The following is a 22,457-nucleotide window of genomic DNA, read 5'->3' on the forward strand; positions in this document are numbered from 1 at the left end:
TAGTTTGAAACCGTTACTTTCAGTAACAATGGTGGATATGTCATTCGACGCCGCTACGCTTACAGGAGAAATCTCCTCAAAACCGTACCTGTAGAAGGAGATTTCTCGGCCTGTGGCCTCAAAATGACCTTAGCTTGTCGCTCCACAAAAGTATCGGTCTCATTCTGTTTTTAGTATAGAATGACATACCCGTATAGGTGGCAACTTGGGTTAAGAAATAAATCAACAGGCCCTGCTGTTTTGTTCAGCAGGGCCTGTTTTTTTCTATGTGCCCCCAGCGCGAGTGTTGGCAATTTATATTGCCGCGATTAAAATCGCCAGGTTCCCACCTCACCCGACTGTGGGTTGAACGAAACGGAAAAGACGATGGTGGTTAAAGTTGGCATCCGCGGGTGGGCTGGAATAATTTCAAAAAAAGAAAGAGAAATTATTCAACCCCACCATTCTAGAAACAGCCAGGCCGTCGAGACTTTTAACAAAAATTCAATCGTAAAGCCGTCAAAAAGCTTGCGCCGCGCCTGCCGGTCAAATTTTATTAAAATCAGCCGCAGGAGAGCCAAATGTAAAGGCCTGTCTGTCTGTAACTTTGCCCGGTGACAGGAGGCTTGGTTCATAAACAACAGGGGTAAAGAGCAAACGCACCAATCGCCGTTGTTTATGGCCAAAGTCTTAAGCCGCAAAAATTAGCTCCACCGGCTCACTTTGGGCCGATTTTAGAATAGCCGTTTCGCCGAAATCCGTTTCCTTTCTATCGTTGAACCTGGGTGAAGATGTAAACACACTAAACCTATTTTAGCATATACCCATCCCAGAATTTTGTCTAATTTTAAACAACTGGACGGAAAAACCGGGGCCGGAAAGAGTAAGGAGGTCTGGGCGGACGGGAACCTGCTTGTCCGCCCAGAACCCCTCACGCCCAACTAAGGTTGGGAGCGAAGTCTTGGTTTTGTTGCTACTTAAGCGGCTTACACCGCCAAAACAGCCATTTGCCGTAAATGGCGCACGCCTCTACTTTTGTGCTGGCGCACCAGCGCTTCGGTAATGCCCAAAGATTGGGCAATCTCGGTGGTGCTATTGCCCCGCAAATAACCTTCCAACACCTGGCGCCTGTTCTGCGAGAGCCTGGCCAAACCGGCGTGCAACGAGTCCTGCTGCTCTTGCTGTTCAACCACAGCTTCCAAATGCTCGTTGCTTTCAAGCTGGCTATAGGGTGTGTCGTCAAGGGGAATAAACCGCCGGGTGCGCCGCCGGGCCTCACGGATTTTGTTGCGGGCAATGCCTTTAACGTAAGCGGCAAAGGGCACGTTGAGATGGGGGCGATACTTCCCCCGCTCTACCTCCACAAATGCCGTCATCATTGCTTCCTGGAAGATGTCCATGTCAGGTTCGGCGGTGTCGTTTTGGGCCTTGATAAAGGCCAGCACCGACGCCTCGCCTGCCTGCGTGTACCATTCTTGCCAGGCTGCCGCGCGACTGGCGGAGTTGCCGTTGCTGCTTGGCAACAATCGTTTAACCAAGACTTCGTCGGACTCCGGTTGTGCTAACATCAGCACGCTCCTTTCTATAGGGCTAATAGAATAGGTCTTCCACCATCTGGTCCAACGAAAAAGGGGCACATATTTAGTTGTTAAGGTCGGTGAAACGTGTGGGTCTCACCGGGAGGACACGTACCTCCCTATATGTTACATGCCGTCCGCCGCCATTTTGTGACAGGCTTTCCAGATTTACTTGACATCTTGGCCAACGTACGGCAACTTTCCATTATAGGCATAAGCCGGGGATCGGGCAAATTAAATCGGCTGCGCCTTAACCATCTGGGTTGCAGTGCGGCCTGCCTCGCAAAGCAAGGCTATGCCGCCGCCACTCAGCGGCCGGTCGGTATCTTCTATCTCAAACAGCAGTTGACCATCTCCCCTAATATTTTTGAGAGCGCGTACCCTGCAAAATAGTTTATAGTTATGCCAGTTTAGACGATCCTATCCGGCAGTTCATCCTCTACCCGGCGTAAATGCGAATACTGGTAAGCAGCAAAAGTGACCAGTATCCCGCTGAGGCCCATCGCCACCAGCATCAAGCCTATCCCCCGGCCTGGCCCAACGCCCAGCAGCGCCCCCAAACTTGCGGCCAAAGGGCCGTTTAGATTCAGCAAAGGCTCAAAAACGCGGTCGGCCAGTATGCCTGCTAAAAAATAACCCAGCGGCAATGTTGACCAGGCAATCAGGCGCCGTACCGCAAAAACCCGTCCTTGTGTGCCGGAGGGGACCTTCTTTTGCCAGATCGCCTGGCTACAACCCATCAAGATGGGTAAGCTAAAAAAGTAGAAAAAGGTAGCGGCGGTGATGAGGTTCACCGAGGGAGCTATTCCGGCCACCAGCAAACATACAGCCTGCATCAGTTGTGCCCCGTAAACGCCATTAATAAGCCGTCGCGGTCCGCCCCATACGCTCATCACCAGGCCCCCCAATAGCATACCGCTTCCTCCCAGCGAGATAACCGTCCCGACGATGGTGACGGAAGAAAAAGATAGCAACAAAGGTATAAATAATACCTGGATGGTCCCCACCCCCAGATTGCCAAAAGCAATCAGAATCTGCATGCTCAATAGGCCGGGGCGCGCAGCAATGTATTGCCAGCCGTAGGCGACTTTGGATATAAATGAATCTATGATAGCCTGACCGCTGACCGAAGATTTTACTTTTGGAAAACGGATAACAAGCAGGATGGACACAGCCACAAGAAATGTGGCAAAATCCAGCAGAAGCACGCCCGTTAATTGAATGGTCACCAGGAGAAGGCCGCCCAATACCGGGGCCACTAACTGGGCAGCGGCCATATTTATGTTGGTCAGGCCGCTGGCCCGGCCAAAGTGTTGTTTTGGCAGCAACAAGGTTGTGGTGGCCACGTAAGCGGGCCATTGAAAAGCCTCGGCAATGGAACTAACACTGGCCGTAAGGTAAAGGTGCCAGACCTCAAGACGATCAAAAATCAACAGTCCTACTACACAACCCGTTGCCAGCGCTGCCGCCGAATCGCTAAGGATCATCACCCAGCGGCGGCTCCGGCGGTCGGCTACCACGCCGGCCCAGGGAGAAATCAAAATGCCGGGTAGGTAGGCGCATAACAATACCAAACCAAGTTGCGTGGCTGCGCCGGTTTGCTGAAAAATCCAGATGCCCAGCGCGAAACGGGTCAACCCGGAGCCAATGAGCGAAACCAGTTGCCCAAACCAGACCAGGCCAAAAACCTGCCATCCCGGCAGCATTGCGTGTTGGCGCATCTAAATTATTTTGGCTTTCTCACAGATGGAGCCAAGTAAGCATTCAGGTGCGTGGCTAAAACTTGCACGTGCGGCTCCTCAAGCAGGGTGTAGTGATTACCGGGCAGTTTATGGATTTCAACGTTGGGGGCCAGTTCAGGCCAGTCCGGCTTTTGGTTTGACCCGCTCTGAGATTCGCCGGCCTGGAAAAGCATCAGTTGTTCGGGATATGGTTGGGGTTGGTAACGATGATAAGCATGCGCATTGCTTTTGAAGACATCCCACAGGCGGTGTAACTGAGACAGATCGGCTTCCTGTGGCAGTAATCCAATTTCTTTGGCTTGTTGGCCAATATACCGCATTTGTTCAGCCAAAGATAAGTCTTTCAGGTCCGCAACCGCCAGGGGGAGCGCTACCTCCCGGCCAAAGAGCGCGACCGGATCGTTAAGCAGCGTTGAGATCAATTGGGCGTCGTCAGGCAGTTCGTCTACCGATTCGGCGGCGTAACTATCAACAAGGGCCAGCGCCGCTACCGATTGACCTTGCCGGGTCAACTGTTGGGCCATTTCAAAAGCGATGATCCCGCCAAAAGACCAGCCGCCAAGCTGATACGGACCGTCAGGTTGAACCGTCCGGATCACGTCAATATAATGAGCGGCCATCTCTTCTATGGTAGGCAAAGGTGATTGCGCGCCGTCAAGCCCCACGGCTTGCAGGCCATAAAAAGGTTGGTCCGGTTCCAGATGCCGGGCCAACCCGGCATAACAGAGCACATTGCCGCCCATGGGGTGGATGCAAAAAAACGGCGGCCGCCGGCCTGTTGGTTGGATGGGAACCAGGGCCGACCATGGTTTGTTTCCGGGCTGCTGGCGGATGAAACGCGCCAGTTGTTCGATGGTTGCTTTCTGAAAAAGAGTGCCCAGGGCCAGGTTGGCCCCCGCTTGAGAGCCAAACCGGGCCTGGATTTGCGCCAGCAAACGGAGGGCCAGCAACGAATGGCCGCCCAGGTCAAAAAAGTCATCCCGCACCCCAATGGGCCGAACAGCCAGCACCTCTTCCCAAATTTGGACCAGTTGCAGTTCCAGCGTGTCGCGGGGGGCCACAAATTGCGCCGGCGTATCCTGGCGTGAGCGGTCCGGCGCGGGTAAAGCGCGGCGGTCAATTTTGCCGTTGGGCGTTAAAGACAGCGCCTCCAGCATGACAAAATCTGATGGGATCATGTACGAAGGCAACTTATCCCGGAGAAAATGACGAAACTCTGTAGTTGCAGTGTCTGTTGGTTGATCTAACACAAGATAGGCCACCAACCGGCTATCCTCGGGCCGGTCTTGCCGGGCCACCACCACGCATTGTTGAACCGCCGGATGTTGGCGCAATGTTGTTTCAATTTCACCCGGCTCAACCCGAAAACCCCGCACTTTGAGTTGATGATCCACACGTCCTAAAAATTCAATGATTCCGTTGGATTGGTAGCGGGCCAGATCGCCGGTTTTGTACAGAACGCGCGGCTTTTCTTCATCCTTCAGCTTTCCGTCTTCATCCTTCACAAAAGGATTGGGGATGAATTTTTGCGCCGTCAGCTCAAGTTGGTTGAGATACCCCCGCGCCAGGCTCGCCCCGCCAAGATGCAACTCGCCGGGCGCACCAACGGGCACCGGATTGAGTTGCTCATCAAGAATATAGGCCCAGGTATTGGCAATGGGCCGGCCAATGGGCATCACCGGCTGGCCGTTGTCCGCTTGGCACGTCCACCAGGTGGCATCAATGCACGCCTCGGTAGGGCCATAGAGGTTGTGCAATTTTACATCCAGTTTGGCCCACAATTGTTTGGCCAGGTCAACCGGCAGGGCCTCGCCGCCGCAGAAAATGTGGCGCAGCGATCCGCAGCGGGCCAGGTCATCATCGGCCACCAACAGCCGCAATAACGATGGAACCAGTTGCAAAATGGTAATCTGTTGCTCAACGATGCATTGCACCAGATAGGCGCTGTCCTGATGCCCACCGGGTTTGACCAGCACCAGTTGCGCCCCCACCAACAGCGGGGCGTAGAATTCCCAAATGGCGGCGTCAAAACTGAAGGGTGTTTTCTGCAAAACCTTATCCGCAGCGGTTAGCGAAAAGGTATGTTGAAACCAGGCCATGTGGTTACAAATGGCCCGGTGGGTCAGCATTACGCCCTTGGGTTGGCCGGTTGAGCCGGAGGTGTAAATAACATAGGCCAGGTTCTCCGAGGCAACCGCACCGGTGGGATTGGATTGTTTTTCTTGAGCGATGGTGTCCCAATCGCTATCCAGGCAGATGAGGTGGGCTTGCTGTTTGGGCAAGTTTGGCCGGAGCCGTTGTTGGGTCAGTAGAACGGGCGCTTGGGCATCGGCCAGCATAAAGGCCAGGCGTTGGGGGGGATAGGCCGGGTCCAGGGGCACGTAAGCGCCGCCGGCCTTGAGCACGGCCAGCAGAGCGATCACCATCTCCGGCGACCGTTCCAGGCACAAACCGACCAGAACATCGGGGCCAATACCCAGAGCTTGCAGGTGATGGGCCAACTGGTTGGCTTTGGCATTCAACTCGTGATACGTCAACTGTTGATCTTCAAACACAACAGCTACCGCCTCTGGTGTTTGTTTCGCTTGTTTTTCAAACAACCGGTGCAAGCATTTGTCTTGCCGGGGAAAGCTAACCTGGGTGTTATTCCATTCTTCTAAAATTTGCTGCCGTTCCGTTTGGGTGAGTAAAGATACAGATAGGGGACTCTGTTGCAGGCCGGTGGCGGCGATATGGGTTAGCATGGTTTCAATATTGCTCAAAATGCGGCGGATGGCGGTTGCCTCAAACCGGCTTTCATCATAGCCAATCTCCACCGCCAATTCCGCGCCCGGCAAAACAATCAAATTGAGCGGGTAATTGGTTTTTTGTGACAAATGGATCTCATCAATCGGCAGGGCCTCTTGCCACTCCGCCAACGAAGCGGCCAGGGGGAAGTTTTGAAAAACAAGCAGGCTTTCAAATAGGGGCGTACCGCGTGGAACGTCGCTCCAGCCCTGAATTTCAACTAAAGAGGTGTAGGCGTACTGTTCCTCTGCCATAAGCTGAGTTTGCAGGTTTTGCAACCATAACAAGAGCGATGTTTCGCCCGTTATCTGCGCCCGCACCGGCAGCGTATTGATGAATAAACCCACCATCGCCTCAACGCCGGTCAGGGCGGGCGGACGCCCCGAAACCGTCACGCCAAAAACCACATCCTTTTCGCCGCTGTAAACGCCAAGCAGCAGCGCCCATACGCCCTGAATCACGGAATTCAGGGTCAATTTATGCTGTCGCGCCAGAGACTGGAGCGCCGTTGTGGTTGAGGCCGGTAACCGGAGATGCTGCTTTTCGTAACGCCCGGCCGGATCGCCTCGGCGTTTGGGGCCGGTATCGCCCGGCAACCGGGTGGGGGCGCTGAATCCTTGCAGCATTTTGTGCCACAATGTCTCGGCTTTGGCTGCGTCTTGCTGTTGAAGCCAGGCAATATAATCCGCATAAGGGCGCGGCGGGTCAAGCAGTGGTAACGTTTGGGCCTGGCTGAACGCCTGGTAAAAGAAAAAGACTTCTTTGAGAATGAGGGGAATGCACCAGCCGTCCAGCAAAATGTGGTGGTGGCTCCAGATGAAACGATACTTCTTCTGGCCCAGCCGGATCAGGGCGCAGCGCGTTAATGGGGCTTGGTCAAAGGCAAAACCCCGGCGGCGGTCGGCGTCGAGCAACGTTTGTAACTCGGCTTGTTGTTGCGGGGCCGGCATCTCCCGCCAATCAAGCTCAATCCAGGGCAGCTTAACATTTTGCCGCACGATTTGCAGGGGTTCTTTTTGATTTTCCCACACAAAAAACGTGCGCAAAACCGGATGGCGGTTAATCACCTGCTGCCAGGCTTGCCGAAAAGCGACTGTGTTCAGTGAAGTATCAAACGTACAGCTAAATTGCTCAAAATAAACCGCCGAGTCCGGATCAAACAACGTGTGGAAAAGCATCCCTTGCTGCGTGGGAGCCAGCGAATAAACGGCTTCAGCATGGGCCGGCAGTTCTGGTTCCAAATCTGTTGGTATTTCCGGCATAACAGGTTGGCTGAATTGATGTGTTTTCGGCGAGTCTTCTTCAGCGGGTAGCACCGGGGCCATTTCCGCAACCGCAGCCAACTCGGCGATGGTGTGATATTGAAATAGTTGTTGCGGCGTTACCCGCAGCCCGGCCTGATAAGCGCGGGTGATGATTTGAATGGCCACAATCGAGTGCCCGCCCAGTTCAAAAAAATCATCGTGGATGCCCACTTTTTCCAGCCCTAACACGTCGGCCCAAAGTTGGGCCAGCAGTTTTTCGGTGGGAGTTTGGGGGGGGACAAAATCAGCCGTAGATTTGAGATTCGCCGGGCCGGGCATGGGCAGCGCCCGATAATCGGTTTTGCCGTTGGGGGTCAGGGGAATGTCATCCAGGTTCACGAAAATGGCCGGGAGCATATAATCGGGCAATTTATCGCGCAGAAAGCGGTGGAGTTCGCCCGTGGCCGGAGGTTCCGATTGAGTGGAAACAATGTAGGCGACCAATTGCGGGCCGGTGGGCGTATCCTGATCTACCACCACGCTCTGCCTCACTTGCGGGTGTTGGTTGATCGCCGCTTCCACGTCGCCCAATTCAATGCGGAATCCCCGGATTTTGACCTGCCGGTCAATGCGTCCCAGGTATTCAAGGGAGCCGTCGGCCCGGTAGCGGGCCAGATCACCGGTTTGGTAAAGGATGGATGTTTTGTTTTCGTCGTCCAGGAAGGGGTTGGGGATAAATTTTTCAGCCGTCAGCGCGGGCCGGTTGAGATAGCCTCGGGCAACCCCGGCCCCGCCCACGTAAAGCTCTCCGACCACGCCTATGGGTACAGGTTGCCGGGTTTGATCTAAAATGTAGACCTGCAAGTCCGGGATTGGCGTGCCGATAGGACTGCCTGAGGTGGTTTTTAAATCTTTGGTGGTTAGGGGCTGATAGGTGACATGAACGGTTGTTTCGGTGATGCCGTACATATTGACCAATTGGGGCGCTTGGTCGCCGTGCCGTTCAAACCAGGGGGTCAAGCTTTGTGGTTCAAGCGCCTCGCCGCCAAAAATAACCCGGCGCAGGGCCAAATTGGGATTGGCTCCCAGTGTTTCCTCTGTTTGGATCAGTTGCCGGAAAGCGGAGGGGGTCTGGTTGAGAACCGTCACCTGTTCCTTGGCCAGTAATTTGTAAAACGCCGCAGGCGACCGGCTTATCCAATAGGGGACCACCACCAACCGGCCGCCGTACAAAAGCGCGCCCCACAGTTCCCAAACCGAAAAGTCAAAGGCGTAACTGTGGAATAACGTCCACACATCCCGGTGGTCAAAGTTGAACCAGCCCTGGGTTGCCTCAAATAGACGGGAGATATTGCCGTGGGTGACCACAACGCCTTTGGGTTCGCCGGTTGAGCCGGAAGTGTAGATAACATAAGCCGCATTTTCCGGCGAGATAATAGTGGTGGGGTTTTGCTTGCTGTGCCGGGCGATGAGGGGCCAATCGGTATCAAGATAAACAAAACCGGTTTCACGGGGGGGCAACTTCTCGGCCAGTGCTTGTTGGGTTAATACAAGCGGGGCCTGGGTATCGGCCAGGATAAAGGCCAGCCGTTCCGGCGGGAGAGCCGGGTCTAACGGCACATAGGCACCGCCGGCTTTGAGAATGCCCAACAAGCCAACAACCAGGTCCAGAGATCGCTCAACGTACAGCGCCACCAAAACTTCGGGGCCAACGCCCAGGGTTTGCAAGTGATGGGCCACCTGGTTGGCTCTGGCATTCAACTCGTGATACGTCAACTGTTGATCTTCAAACACAAGGGCTACCGCCTCCGGTGTTCTTTCTACCTGCGCTGCAAATAGTTCAGGCAGGTTTGATTGCGGATAGGCGACCGGCGGATTGTTGAAGTCTACCAGTAATTGGTGACGCTCTGCCGGGGTTAGCAATGGAAGTTGGGCAATGGGTTGGTGGGGGTCAACAACAATAGCCTGCAACAACGTTTCAAAATGGCCCAAGATGCGGGCAATGGTGGCGTCTTCAAATAACGTGCAATCGTAATCGCAATCCAGGGCCAGTTGCCCGTCGTCCAGTTCGGTGGCATGCAGGCTGATTTCGTGCGCCACAAAATTGATTGGCTCCGAAAACCATTCGGCTTCCAATTCAAATACCTCCGGCATGGGGATCGGCGGGTTCATATTAAAAATGGTGGTTGCCAGGGGAGAGGGGCTATTTTTACGCTTAAAGAGATGATCCAACAACCGGGCATAGGGGTAGTCATGGTGTTCGTAGGCGTCGAGCAGAAGCTCTCGGGTTTTAGCCAGATGCGCGGCAAAGGTGGTTGGGCCGGTCAAATAACTGCGGATGGGCAGTTGGTTGGCGCAAAAACCCACCATCGTTTCGCTGCCCTCCAGCGTTCGTCCCGAGGTGGGAATATCAACGCGGACATCATCTTGACCCGTCAGCCGGTGCAGCAACACAATGTAGGCCGCGAGCAGGGTCATAAATAGGGTGCAGTTATGTTCCAGTCCCACCTGCCTGAGTTTACGGCCAAGATGAGCCGGCAAGCGCACCGATTTTCTACGCCCGCGGTATGTTCTAATCGCCGGGCGCGGGTGGTCGGTGGGCAGGTTCAACACCGGGATCGAGTTGGCAAATTGGGCCAGCCAGTAAGCTTCGTGGGCGGCCATTGCTTTGGTTTGGTTTTGTTGGGCCAGCCACTCGGCGTAGGTTCTAAATTGCATGGGCGGGTCCCATTGAATTTGGCGCCCCTGGCAAATGGCCGAATAACGCGCGCCCAGTTCTTGCATTAACACCCCCGCCGACCAGCCGTCGGCCACAATGTGGTGGGCCGTGAGCGCGGCCACATGCCGGTTTGCCGCCAGTTTGAGCAGGCCGGCCCGGAAAAGCGGGCCGCGGGTCAGGTCGAATAGGTGCCGGCTCTCGGCGTTGAGCCATGCGGTGGCTTTGGCCTCGTGTTCCGGCTCCGGTACATTTGAATAATCGGTCAGGGAGAGTTCAACCGGCCAGGTTGACCAAATTTCTTGAAATTGACCGTCGCTGCTGATGGTGGTGCGCAACGCTTCGTGCCGGGCGACCACTTGCTGAACGGCCTGCTGCATCGCCTCTAGCCGGAGCGGCCCGCGCAATTGAAGCCCCACGCACATATTGTAGGCCAACGAGCCGCCCTCCCAGAGTTGGGCCAACGCCCACAACTGCTTTTGCGCTTCGGTCAGCGGTACTCGCCGGATGACCTGCGGGTCCGGCTCGTTTTGAGGTGTGACGCGGGCCGGTGGTGGGGGGGTGGTTGGGCCGGCGGGCGATGGCGGCGAAGATTCGATGGCCTGGCCGGCCGGTTGTGGCAAAAATCCGCCCGCGCGCAACTCGTCAATACTGGCTGTGACCGCCTGAATGATGGCAGCCAGGTCGTCATCGGTGTGAGCCGTAGAGAGGAAACAGGCTCTTCCTTCCCACACGTAGATGCCTTTTTCCAGCAAATGATAAAACAGCAAATCCATATTGCCGCTAAATTCAAACCGAAACAGTGAGCCAAAATGAGCCACCCGGATTGGAACATGATTTTGACTAAAATAGTTATTGAGGGTGGCAACCAGTTGGTCTGTCTGCCGGTTCAACCGCGCCTGCAATTGGGGGCCTTGCGTTTTTATATGCTGCAACGTGGCTCGCGCGGCAGCCATGGCCAGCGGATGCTTGCAAAACGTGCCGGCAAAAAACGTAGTTTCGGCTCCAGGATAGGAATTATCGCCATATTGCCACATGCCGCCGTCAACGCCGTCCAAATATTCGGCCCGGCCCGCCACCACGCCAATGGGCATGCCGCCGCCGATAATTTTACCGTAGGTAGCCATATCCGCCGTAACGCCAAACCAGGCCTGCGCCCCACCGGGATGAATGCGAAACCCGGTGATGATCTCGTCAAAGATCAGGGCGATATTGTTGTTGGTGGTAAATTGGCGCAGTTGGTGCAGAAACTCCCGCGGCTGCAAATCCGGCTGCCGGCTCTGCACGGGCGAAACCAACACCGCGGCCAGTTGGTCGGCGTGCCTTTGCAGCACGTCTAATGATTGGGGGCTGCCGTAATCCAGCACCAACACATCGGCCACCATGTTGGGCGATATGCCGGGCAACACCGGTATTCCGGCCGGGTCCTCGGTTCCGTTCCGGGCCATGGCCAGGGTGCCGTCAAAATGACCGTGATAAGCGCCGGCAAACATCGCCACTTTGGGCCGGCCTGTGGCCGCGCGGGCCAGGCGCAGCGCCGTCATCACCGCTTCGGTGCCGGAATTACAAAAGATGACCCGCGCCATGCCGGTCAGCTCGCTGATGAGTTCCGCGACCTCCCCGGCCAGTTTTGTTTGCGGGCCAAGTTGCATGCCTTGTTGCAGTTGGGCTTGCAGGGCGGCGGTGATAAAATTAGGCCGGTGGCCAAATAGGTTAACGCCAAAACCCATCGTCAGGTCAATGTACTCGTTGCCGTCAACGTCCCACATCCGGGCGCCTTCCGCCCGTTGGCCGACAATGGGGTACAACATTTCTTTGATGGAAAAACGAAAACCGGCGGAGGCTCGATTATCGGCCAGCACCGGGCGATAACGCTGGGTAAGTTGTTTTGATTGGGGCGTGCGTTGGGTATAACGCTCAACCAGCGCGGCCAGATGATCCGCTTGCTGTGGGGTCAGGTGAGGGGACGGCGTTTTCGCCACCTGTGGAATAGGAAAAGGCAGCGCGCTTGAGGCCGCAGGCAGCATTGGCATTTGCGCCAGGGCTGGGCGAACTTCATTAACGGCGGGCGTTTGGGGCAGCTCCGGCGCGGAACGACGACCCCGCAGTACCTCTAACTGTTGTGCCATCAGTTGCGACATGGTTTCAAGCTGCTGCGCCATAATACGCTCTACGGCAGTCGCGGGCGCGGCGGATTTTTGTTTGGCGGCACTTTTTGGCGGTTCAACCGGCGCGGTTGTGATGTTCGGTGTTTCCGGCGGCGGGGACGTGTCAACAGTAAGGTCCGGTGGGGGGGATTCCGGCGCGCCCCAATCCGGCGGTAGATTCTGGTCAATGTAGGCGGCCAGCGCCGCCAGGGTTGATAGTTCTTCAAAGAACTGGCGATTTTTGAGCTGCAAGCCATAGGTATTCTCAATCCTGCGGTTGGCCTCAACCACAATCAACGAGTCGGCCCCCAGTTCCAAAAAAGAGGCATGCTCATCAACATTATCCGGTGAAGTTTTAAGCAGTTCGGCGGCCACCGCGCGCAGGGTTGACAAGATGGTCTCGCGCCGATCTTCTGCCGGAGTGGCGGCGATTTCAATATCCTCAATCTCTGTTAAAACGGGAGGAAGTGGCGCGGAAACAGTCGTTTTTTCCGTGACGGTTGAGGAATCAGTCTCCGGCAGGGTCCAGTCCGGCGGCAAGTTTTGGTCAAGGTAGGCGGCGATGGCGGCCAGCGTATTCAGGTTTTCAAAGAACTGGCGAATGGTTATGGGCACGCCGTACCTTTTTTCAACTTTGTTGGCCGTGTCAAGCAAAACAATGGAGTCGACCGCCAGATGCAGGAGGGAAGTTTCAGTATCTATCTGGTTAGGGCTGACGCGCAGCAGCGTGGCGGTCAACAAGCGCAGGTCGTCCAAAATCAGCCTTTGGCGTTTTTTAGCAGAAAGGTTTGGCGTTGGCGGCAGGTTTTCCGGTATAATGGGGCCGGGTTCAGCCGGAGGTTGATCCGCAAACCAGTAGCGTTGGCGCTGGAACGGATAGGTGGGCAGGTGGTATTTTTGTTGGCGGGCATAATCCTGATCAAAGCGTTCCCAGTCAATCTCCACACCCCGCACGTATAGGGCGGACAGGCTGTTGAGCAGCACCGGCCAGTCATCTTCACCCTGGCTTAGGGAGGGCAGCCAGGTAACTTTTTGGCCCTGGGGGTAACGTTTGCCCAAGGTGGCTAACGTTGGTTGCGGGCCAATTTCCAGAAATAGATCATAATCTTGCTCAAACAGGGCGGCCATCCCGGCCATAAAATTTACCGCGCCCCGGTTGTGCTGCCGCCAGTGGCCGGCGGCGAGCGGGCGTTGAGAATTCAGTGGTTGGCCCGTTACCGTGGAGATGAGCGGCAGGCGAGGCGCTTGCCATGTGATTTTGGCCGCGTCTGCTTCAAATTCATCCTGCATGGGGTCTGTGAGCGGCGAATGGAAAGCCGGCGAGCCGTCCAGCTTATACGTCTCCACTCCCTCAGCCGTTAGCCGGGCGGTCACGGCGGCTACGGCTTGTTGCCGCCCGGATATGACCGTTAAGTCCGGGCCGTTGAGGGCCGCAATAGCTACCTCGTTGGCGTGGGGCGCAATGGCGGTTATCACCTGGGTTTTGGCGGCGCGGATCAGGGCCATTGTCCCTTGTTCAGGCAAATTTTGCATCAGGTGGCCCCATTTGGCTACCAGGGTTAAGGCATCGGCCAGGCTGACGCATCCGGCCACGCAAGCGGCCACATATTCACCCACACTGTGGCCCATCACGGCTGCCGGTTTGACCCCCCACGCCTGCCACAACTCGGCCAGGGCGTACTCCAGGGCAAACAGGGCCGGTAATCCGTAGCTTGGTTCGGTAAGAACGGTGCTTGAGCGGGGTTGTTGGTAGAGAACGCTTAATAATGATTCTTTGAGGTGGGGGCGCAAAATTTCGTCGCACGTTTGCAACGTTTGCCGGAACAAAGGTTGGGTTTGGTAAAGTTGGCGACCCATATTCACGTATTGCGACCCGTACCCGGTGAAAAGAAAAACAACCTTTGGTGGGGGGGCCGGGGTTTGTCCCTGCGATATGCCAATCCGGCCATCATGCTCCTGACCAAAAGTCGCCAATCGTTCCCGGGCCTGCGCCACCGACTCGGCTACGAGACCCAATCGGTGCCGCAAATGGGACCGCCCGGTGTTGGCCGAAAAACAAACATCCGGCCAGCTCGCCTGGGGATGGTCGGCCAGCCATTGTACATAATGGCCCGCCAACACCTTTAACGCCGGCGCTGTTTTGGCCGACAGGGTCAAGATATGCAGGGGGCGTTCCTGGCGGGGTGGAGAAACAGGGGCCAACGTTTTTGGGGATTCATTTTGAGGTAGAGGCATTTCCAACACCACGTGCGCGTTGACGCCGTTCAAGCCAAACGCGTTCACCCCGCCAAAACGGTGGGTTTCCACCGGCCAGGGCGTGCGTTCCGTAGCCACCAAAAGGGGCAATTTAGACCAGGGAATCTGCGGATTAGGTTGGTTAAAATGCAGGTGCGGCGGGATCTCTTGTTGGCGTATGGCCAAAATTGTTTTGATCAAACCGGCCATGCCCGCCGCCGCATCCAGGTGCCCCACATTGGTTTTAACCGAGCCAATGTACAAGGGCCGGTCGTGGTTACGGTTTTGTCCAAAAACATGGCCCAACGCGCTTAACTCTATCACGTCGCCCAAAAATGTGCCGGCGCCATGCGTTTCCACATAAGCCACCTGAGCGGGTTCAACCCCGGCGTTTTTTAACGCTTGCGCCATCACCGCTTCCTGCGCTTTGCCGTTGGGTACGGTCAGGCCCCCACTGGGGCCATTTTGATTCACGGCGGACCCGCGCACAATGGCCAAAACGTTGTCGCCGTCCGCCAGCGCGTCGGATAATTTTTTGAGCACAACTACCCCGCCGCCTTCGCCTCGCACAAATCCGTCGGCGGCGGCATCAAATGTTTTGCAACGGCCCGCCAGCGACATCACCCCGGCTTTGCAAAAATTAATGTTCCCTTCGGGCGCTAACAGCAAACTTACGCCTCCGGCCAGGGCCAAATTGCACTCACCCAGGCGCAGGCTCTGGCAGGCCAGGTGCAGCGCCACCAACGATGAGGAACAGGCTGTATCAAGGGCGATGGCCGGGCCGGTCAGGCCCAACAGATAAGAGAGGCGTCCCGCCGCCGAACTAAAGATATTGCCCAGCAAGCCGTGATAGCCGTAGATATGGTCAATGTTTCCCCCGCCCAAAATACGCATGCCGTAGTCAAAGCTGCCGATGCCAATAAATACGCCGGTTGAAGTGCCGGATAACCGGCCCGGCGCTTGATTGGCGTGTTCCAGCGCTTCCCAACTCACTTCCAAGATCAAACGGTGCTGCGGGTCGAGGCTTATGGTTTCTTTAGGTGACAGGTTAAAGAACTCTCGATCAAACTGATCAACTTGGTCTATAAAACCGCCGTGGCGGGTGTACATTTTGCCCGGCGCGGTCGGGTCCGGATCGTAATAAGCCGCCATATCCCAGCGATCCGGCGGCACCTCGGTAATGGCGTCAACCCCATTGCGCAGTAATTGCCAAAATGCAGCCGGCGTATTGGCCCCGCCGGGAAAACGGCACCCCAGCCCGATAATGGCGATGGGTTCGTTGTTGGTCCGTTTCGCGGCCTCGAGTTTGGCCTGCATTTCTTTGAGCGCCAGCAGGGCGCGTTTGGTGGAAGAGAGGTCTGTTTTTGCGTTTGAGTCAGGCTTCATTACCATTTGCCTCTTTAGAAACTGAGTTTTTCCAATTCTTTCAACAATAATGCTTCTGCCTCGGCTTCTGAAAGCCGCTCTATTTGGCCGGCGGTTGTAGCGCCAAACTCATCACTTTCCGGTGGATCGGCAGGAAATACCGTCTCAACGGTGGTTGCTTTTGTATTGGCTGGCGGGCTGTCTTCCGGCAGTTCTAGATTTTGAGCCAGATAATGAGCCAGGGCTTCAACCGTGGGCTGGTCAAACAATACCGTGGCCGGTAATGTTTGTCCTAAACTATTTTCAAACTGATTTCTTAGTTCAATGGCCATCAACGAATCCAGCCCCAGTTCAAAAAAGCGTTGTCGAGGCTCAATTTGTTCGGCTGAACTCAAGCCCAACACCCGGGCCAGTTGCGCGCACAAATAGTCAATTAGCACGGCTGGACGTTCTGCGGCAGGGGTTGCCTGAAGCGTTTGCCGTAAATCCAATGATTTTGGTGAGGGGGTTATGGCCACATTGCGGGCCAGGGTTTCAATAAAGGGAATCGCCGGCATTGCTGAAAACTGGGCCAGGAATTTTGACCAGTTGATGTTCAATATCCCAATTTGAGGCGTATTTTGCCGCAGCAGCGTGTCCATCGCTTGTTTGCCCTGAGCGGGGGCAAATGCCGTGATGCCCTGCGCGGTCAGGCGGGCTTGATTATGGGCGCTTAGATCGGCCAGCATACCCACGTTAGCCCACGGCCCCCAGTTGATACTCAAGCCCGGCAAACCTAACCGCCGGCGATGGTGCATCAGCGCGTCCATAAACGTATTGGCCGCCGCGTAGTTCCCCTGGCCGGGCGAACCGAGCAATCCGGCCATTGAAGAAAAACAAACAAAAAAGTCAAGCGGCAGGTGTTGGGTCAGCGTGTGCAGGTTCCAGGCGCCGGCCACCTTGGGGGCCATGACTGCCTCAAAACGCGGCCAGGTTTGTTGCAGGAGCACACCGTCGTCTAAAATCCCGGCGGCATGCACAATGCCTCGTAAGGGGGGCATTGTTGTGGCCGCCTCTTCTAACAGGTGGGTTATCGCTGCCGGGTCCGACACATCCGCCGGCATAACCCGGACATCCACCCCCGCCGCCGCCAATTGATCCACTGCCTTCTGCGCCGCCGCCGACGTAAGGCCGCGGCGGCCGGTCAAAATCAAGTGCTGCGCGCCCTGTTCGGCCAGCCAGCCGGCCACCAGCAGCCCCAATTCGCCCAGACCGCCGGTGATCAGGTAACTGGCGTCGGGCCGAACCGGCGTTTCGTTTTCAGCAATGCATTTGCTCTGGGTAATCACCACTTTGCCAATATGGTTGGCCTGGGCCATATATCGAAACGCATCAACGGCATTTTCTATAAAAAACACCTGATGCGGCAGTGGTTTGAGCTGCCCGGCCTGCAACAGCCGGCTCATTTCGGCCAGGAGTTTTTGGATAAGGCCGGGGTTCTGTTGGGCCACCTCCAGCAGATCAAAGGCGTGATAGGCCACATCCGGCCGGGCTTCTTTCATTTGAGCCGTTGTCCAAATGTCAATTTTGCCAATCTCAATAAATCGGCCCTGCGGGGCCAGGGTGGCCAGACTCTTGGGGATAAATTCGCCGTTGAGGCTGTTGAGAACAATGTCAACGCCCTGGCCCTGGGTGAGCCGCAGCACGTCATCGGCAAAATCTAAGGCGCGGGAATTCAGCACGTGGGAGATGCCCATCGCCCGGAGGAATTCCCATTTCCCCGGACTGGCCGTGGTAAATATTTCGGCGCCGACTTGTTGGGCAATTTGCACCGCTGCCTGTCCCACCCCCCCGGCTGCCGCGTGAATCAATACCCGGTCGCCGGGTTTAATCTTGGCCAGGTGGGTCAACCCATACGCGGCGGTCAGAAACGTGGTGGTGAGCGTGGCGGCTTCGGCAAAACTCAGCGATTGGGGTTTGGGTATTACAAAGGCGGCGTTGGTCGTTACGTGACTGCTCAAACTGCCGATCGCCAGCGCCGCTATCACCTCGTCGCCAATGTTAAAATCTGTAACATTTTCCCCCAGGGCCACAATCTCCCCGGCGCACTCGCCGCCAAACGGCACGTCTTCAGGCGAGTTGAAGCCCAACTCGGCGGCAAATTGTTGCAGCAAGCCCAGGGCGTTGAGCACATCCCTGAAATTAAGCCCCGTGGCCCGTACCCGAATTTCCACCTCATCGGCGGCGGGCGGCCTGCGTTTGGTCGGCGCCAACGTCAAATTTTCCAGTAATCCATAGTCAGACATGGTCAGTCGGAAAGGCTCAACCGGAATCGTCAACTCGCCGGCCTCTACTCGGCTGCCGTATGGTATCAGCCGGGCCACGTAACGTATGCCCCGGCGAAAGGCGATCTGGTCTTCTTGGTCTTCAATATCAGGCTGCGCCAACATCGCCCACAGCCGTTCCGCTTCTGCCGGGTCCGGGCGCGGGTCCAGGTCGAGCCGCGTGCAGTGAAGTTCGGGATGCTCAAAGGCAATCACGCGCCCCAGGCCCCACAGCGGTGCGTGAGCCATATTCAGCGGCAGGGCTTCCGGGCCGGCAGGCTGCGCGCCGCGCGTTACCAGCCAGAGACGCGGCGGCTGGGGCCATCTGGCCCGAACTATAGCTTGCAATAGATGCAGCACAGAGCGAGTTCCCATTTCTTGGGCCGCCGGCAGCGCCTCAACGTTAATTTTGTTAAGGGAGGCCGTAAGCCCCCACAGATGCACAACCCCGTGGTAAGCGGGCTGCCCGCCGGCCAACGAGTCGGCCAGTAATTGTTGAAACTGTTCCGGTTGGGCCGGGTTGAGATAGTAATGATCGGGTTCTTCAGCCGGGCCATACGTTTCGCCGGGCCAAACCAGAACAGGGCGGTGATGATGTTGGGCCAACAGCGCGGCCAGTTGCCGCCCCAGCCCTGTTTCATGGGCAAAAATGAGCCAGCTTGCCTGTTGCGGTAGGGGCGGGCCAGGCTGTGTCTCAATCTCTTTTTTGAGCCAAATTACCTTGTATAGCCAGTTAGTTATCTCTTGTTGCAGCAACTGGCGTAAAACATCCCGGCTGACCTTTCTCAGTTGTAATCCTTTTATTTCGACCACCACCAAACCGTGCTCGTTGCATAATTGCAGGTCGGCCAGCTTCAGCTCGTGCTCTTTTGTTTCAGGTGGACTGGGGCGCACTTGCCCCCAACTCCACAACTGGGCGCCCGGACGGCCCCGCACGGCCAGCGTTTCCAGGCCGGTGGGCAAATAGATGTCCGAGGTATCTTCACCGGTGAAGGTGGCCTCCAATACCTGGAAACAGGCGTCACCCAAAGCCGGATGGAGCAGGTAACGGTTGGCCTCCGGCGCCAGCTTGTCGGGCAATTGAGTTTGCCCCAGGGCTTGGTTATCGCCCTGCCATACCCGCCGGATTAATTGAAACCCCGGCCCAAAATTGAACCCCCGCGCCAGAGATTGTTGAAAGCAGGTTGCGGCGGGAATTTCGGTAAGGTGGTGGGTTTGCGGCCGGCTTTCCAAATCGACCAAAATTTCATCGGCAGGAGCCTTTTCTTGCGCAATTTTGCCGACGGCATGCCGGGTCCAGGTTGGGTTATCGCTGTTGCCGGACAGGCTATAAATTTGAAAGATATAAGTTTTGGCGTTTTCCGGCGTCAACAGAACCTGTATCGTTTTTAAACCGTCTTCCGGCAGAATCAAGACCTGCTCAAGCATAACGTTTTCAAGGGTCAGGGTCTCGGTTTTAAGGGCAATACGTCCTGCCGCCAACGCCATTTCCAGATAAGCGGTGGCCGGGAGAAGCGCGGTTTGAAAAATGCGATGGTCGGTTAAAAAAGCGGGGGCGTGCTGGCCGATGCGGGCCTCAAATTGAAACTGATGAGGTTGTAAGGCCGCCGAGTGAACCGGCCGGCCCAACAAGGGATGCAAATTTTTATCATCGGGCGCATAGTTACGGGGAGACGGCGTAGCCGTGCTTGGCTCAATCCAAAATCGTTGTCGTTGAAAGGGGTAGGTGGGCAGGGTTACAGACGGACGCTGATCAAAATAATCTCGCTCAAAACCGGCCCAATCCATGGCGGCACCATGAGTATACAATGTGGCCAAAGCGGCCAACAACGGTTGCCAGTCGTTTTGCCCCTGGCGCAAACTGGGCAGCCAGACCCCGTTGTTGTCGGGTAGTGTTTGGCGCGCCAAACCCAGCAAAACCGGCTTGGGGCCAAGTTCGATAACTATAGGGCAGTTTTGCGCTTGCAGGGTTTGCAGACCCTGCTGAAACTTGACCGGTTGGCGCACGTGGCGCAGCCAATAGTCGGGCGTTTGCGCCTCATCGCCGGCAAGTTGGCCGGTGACGTTGGATATGATGTCAATGTGGGGCGCAAAAAATGTAACTCCGGCCAAAATTTGCCCAAATTCGGCCAGCATGGGTTCCATCAACGGCGAATGAAAGGCGTGGGAAACAGTCAGACGTTGCGTTTTAATATGGTCCTTTTCCAGCGCATTAACCACTTTTTCAATAGCTTGTTTTTCGCCGGAGATGACAATTTGGCCGGGACTGTTGTAGGCGGCAATTGAGACAACCCGGTGGTATGGGGCCAGGGCAGCGCCGACCTGGGCTTCACCGGCAAATACAACCACCATCGCCCCGTTTGCGGGCAAGTTTTGCATCAAACGGCCGCGTGCCGCCACCAGCTTTAGCCCATCTTCCAGCGAAAAAAGGCCCGCCACGCAAGCAGCTACATATTCGCCAATACTGTGCCCCAGCACAACAGCAGGTGTGATTCCCCACGATTGCCACAATTGGGCCAGGGCATATTCCAGGGCAAAGAGAGCGGGTTGGGTGTAAGCGGTTTCATCAATGGGCGAAGCCTCTTCCGGGGGCGGATAAAGCACCGAGAGTAGCGGTTGGGGCAAATGATCCCGTAAAATTTTAGCGCATTCAGCCAGCGCCTGCCGGAACACCGGTTGGGTTTCGTACAAGTGGCGGCCCATGCCCACGTATTGCGATCCCTGGCCGGTGAACAGGGACGCGATTTTGGGCGACTCTTCGCGTTCAACAAATCCCGCCCACACCCCGGCGCCGTGTTGTCCTTGAGCAAAGTTGCCCAGTTTTTCCGCGGCCTGTTCGGTTGACGCCGCCGCCAGGCCCAGCCGGTGGCGAAAATGGCCCCGCCCGGTGTGGGTGGCAAAACAAACCTCCGGCCAAGCCAAATGGGGTTGCGCCGCCAGTAGATTCCGGTAGCGGTCTGCCAGTTCAATGAGGGCCGTTTCTGTTTTGGCCGATAATGTCAGTAAGTGAAGCGGCCGGTTATCCAAATCCGGCTTGGGTTCAGCCGGGGCCGGCGCTTCTTCCAAGACAAAATGAACATTGGTCCCGCTAAAGCCAAAGCCGCTCAATCCGGCCAATTTTTTCCCCTGGCCCGGCCAGGCGCGATGTTGGGTGACCACTTGCAGAGGAATGTCGGCCCAGGGAATGTGGGGACTGGGTTGTTGAAAGTGAAGATTGGCCGGAATTTCCTGATGCTGCAAGGCCAAAATTAACTTGATTAAACCGGCCATGCCCGACGCCGTTTCCAAATGCCCAATATTGGTCTTCACCGAACCCACGTACAGCGGCTGCTCCGGGGGGCGATCCGGCCCAAAAACTGCGCCCAATGCGCGGGCCTCAATGGGATCGCCGACGGGCGTGCCCGTGCCGTGCGTTTCCACATAACCCACCTGCGCCGGTTCCACCCCGGCATTCGCCAGCGCCTGCCGGATTACGGCTGCCTGAGCCAAAATACTGGGCGCGGTCAGGCCGGGGCTGGGGCCTTCTTGATTTATGGCCGAGCCACGAATCACGGCCAGAATATGGTCTTGGTCGGCCACGGCGTCGGACAGGCGTTTTAGCACAACCACGCCGCAGCCTTCGCCCCGCACGTAACCGTCGGCGTCGGCGGCAAAGGTTTTGCAGCGGCCCGTGGGGGACATCATGCGAGCTTTGGAAAAACCAATGGTGGTGGTGGGCGCGATCATCAAATTGATGCCGCCGGCCAGGGCCGCATTACATTCCCGGTGCCGCAAACTTTGGCAGGCCAGGTGCAGCGCCACCAGCGATGAAGAACACGCCGTATCTACCGACAGACTCGGCCCGGTCAATCCCAACGTGTACGAAATTCGACCGGAGGCCACGCTCAAGGTATTGCCGGTGCCGTAGTAGGCATCAATTTGCTCCAGGCCGTTGGCGCTAACCGAATGGAGCGCATATTCAAAACCGCCGATGCCGATAAAAACCCCGGTTAAACTGTGGCGCAACTGTTCCGGCGGAATATTGGCGTGCTCAACCGCCTCCCAGGCCACCTCCAGCAGCAGCCGCTGCTGCGGGTCAAGGCTGACGGCTTCTCGCGGCGAGATGTTGAAAAATTGGGGATCGAACTGATCTACCTGATCCAAAAAACTGCCGTGCCGGGTGTGCATTTTGCCGGGAGCGTCCGGGTCGGGGTCGTAATAGTCGTCAACGGGCCAGCGGCTGGCGGGGATCTCCGTTACGGTGTTCTGCCCCTGGCGGAGTAGCTCCCAAAAAGCCTGGGGCGTCTCCACGCCGCCGGGGAATCGACATCCCATCCCAATAATGGCGATGGGTTCTGTTTTTGCCTGGGTCATCAAGTTACC

At 56.4% G+C, this 22,457-nt stretch carries 4 protein-coding genes; all 4 read right to left on the minus strand.

The window, feature by feature from the left end; genetic code table 11:
* Positions 1-965 precede the first annotated feature (965 nt).
* On the minus strand, positions 966-1,547 hold the full coding sequence (locus JW953_04385; GenBank protein MBN1991916.1) for a sigma-70 family RNA polymerase sigma factor: 582 nt from the start codon (positions 1,545-1,547) through the stop codon (positions 966-968).
* Between the two features lie 419 nt (positions 1,548-1,966).
* Positions 1,967-3,262: an MFS transporter gene (locus JW953_04390; GenBank protein ID MBN1991917.1), complete on the minus strand. Its 1,296-nt coding sequence runs from the start codon at positions 3,260-3,262 to the stop codon at positions 1,967-1,969.
* 20 nt (positions 3,263-3,282) lie between these two features.
* Positions 3,283-15,813, minus strand: a complete 12,531-nt coding sequence (locus tag JW953_04395; protein ID MBN1991918.1) for an amino acid adenylation domain-containing protein — start codon at positions 15,811-15,813, stop codon at positions 3,283-3,285.
* 14 nt (positions 15,814-15,827) lie between these two features.
* Positions 15,828-22,448, minus strand: coding sequence for an SDR family NAD(P)-dependent oxidoreductase (locus JW953_04400; protein MBN1991919.1), 6,621 nt, complete (start codon positions 22,446-22,448; stop codon positions 15,828-15,830).
* Positions 22,449-22,457: the final 9 nt, after the last annotated feature.

It is taken from the genome of Anaerolineae bacterium (assembly GCA_016931895.1).
Lineage (GTDB): Bacteria > Chloroflexota > Anaerolineae > 4572-78 > J111 > JAFGNV01.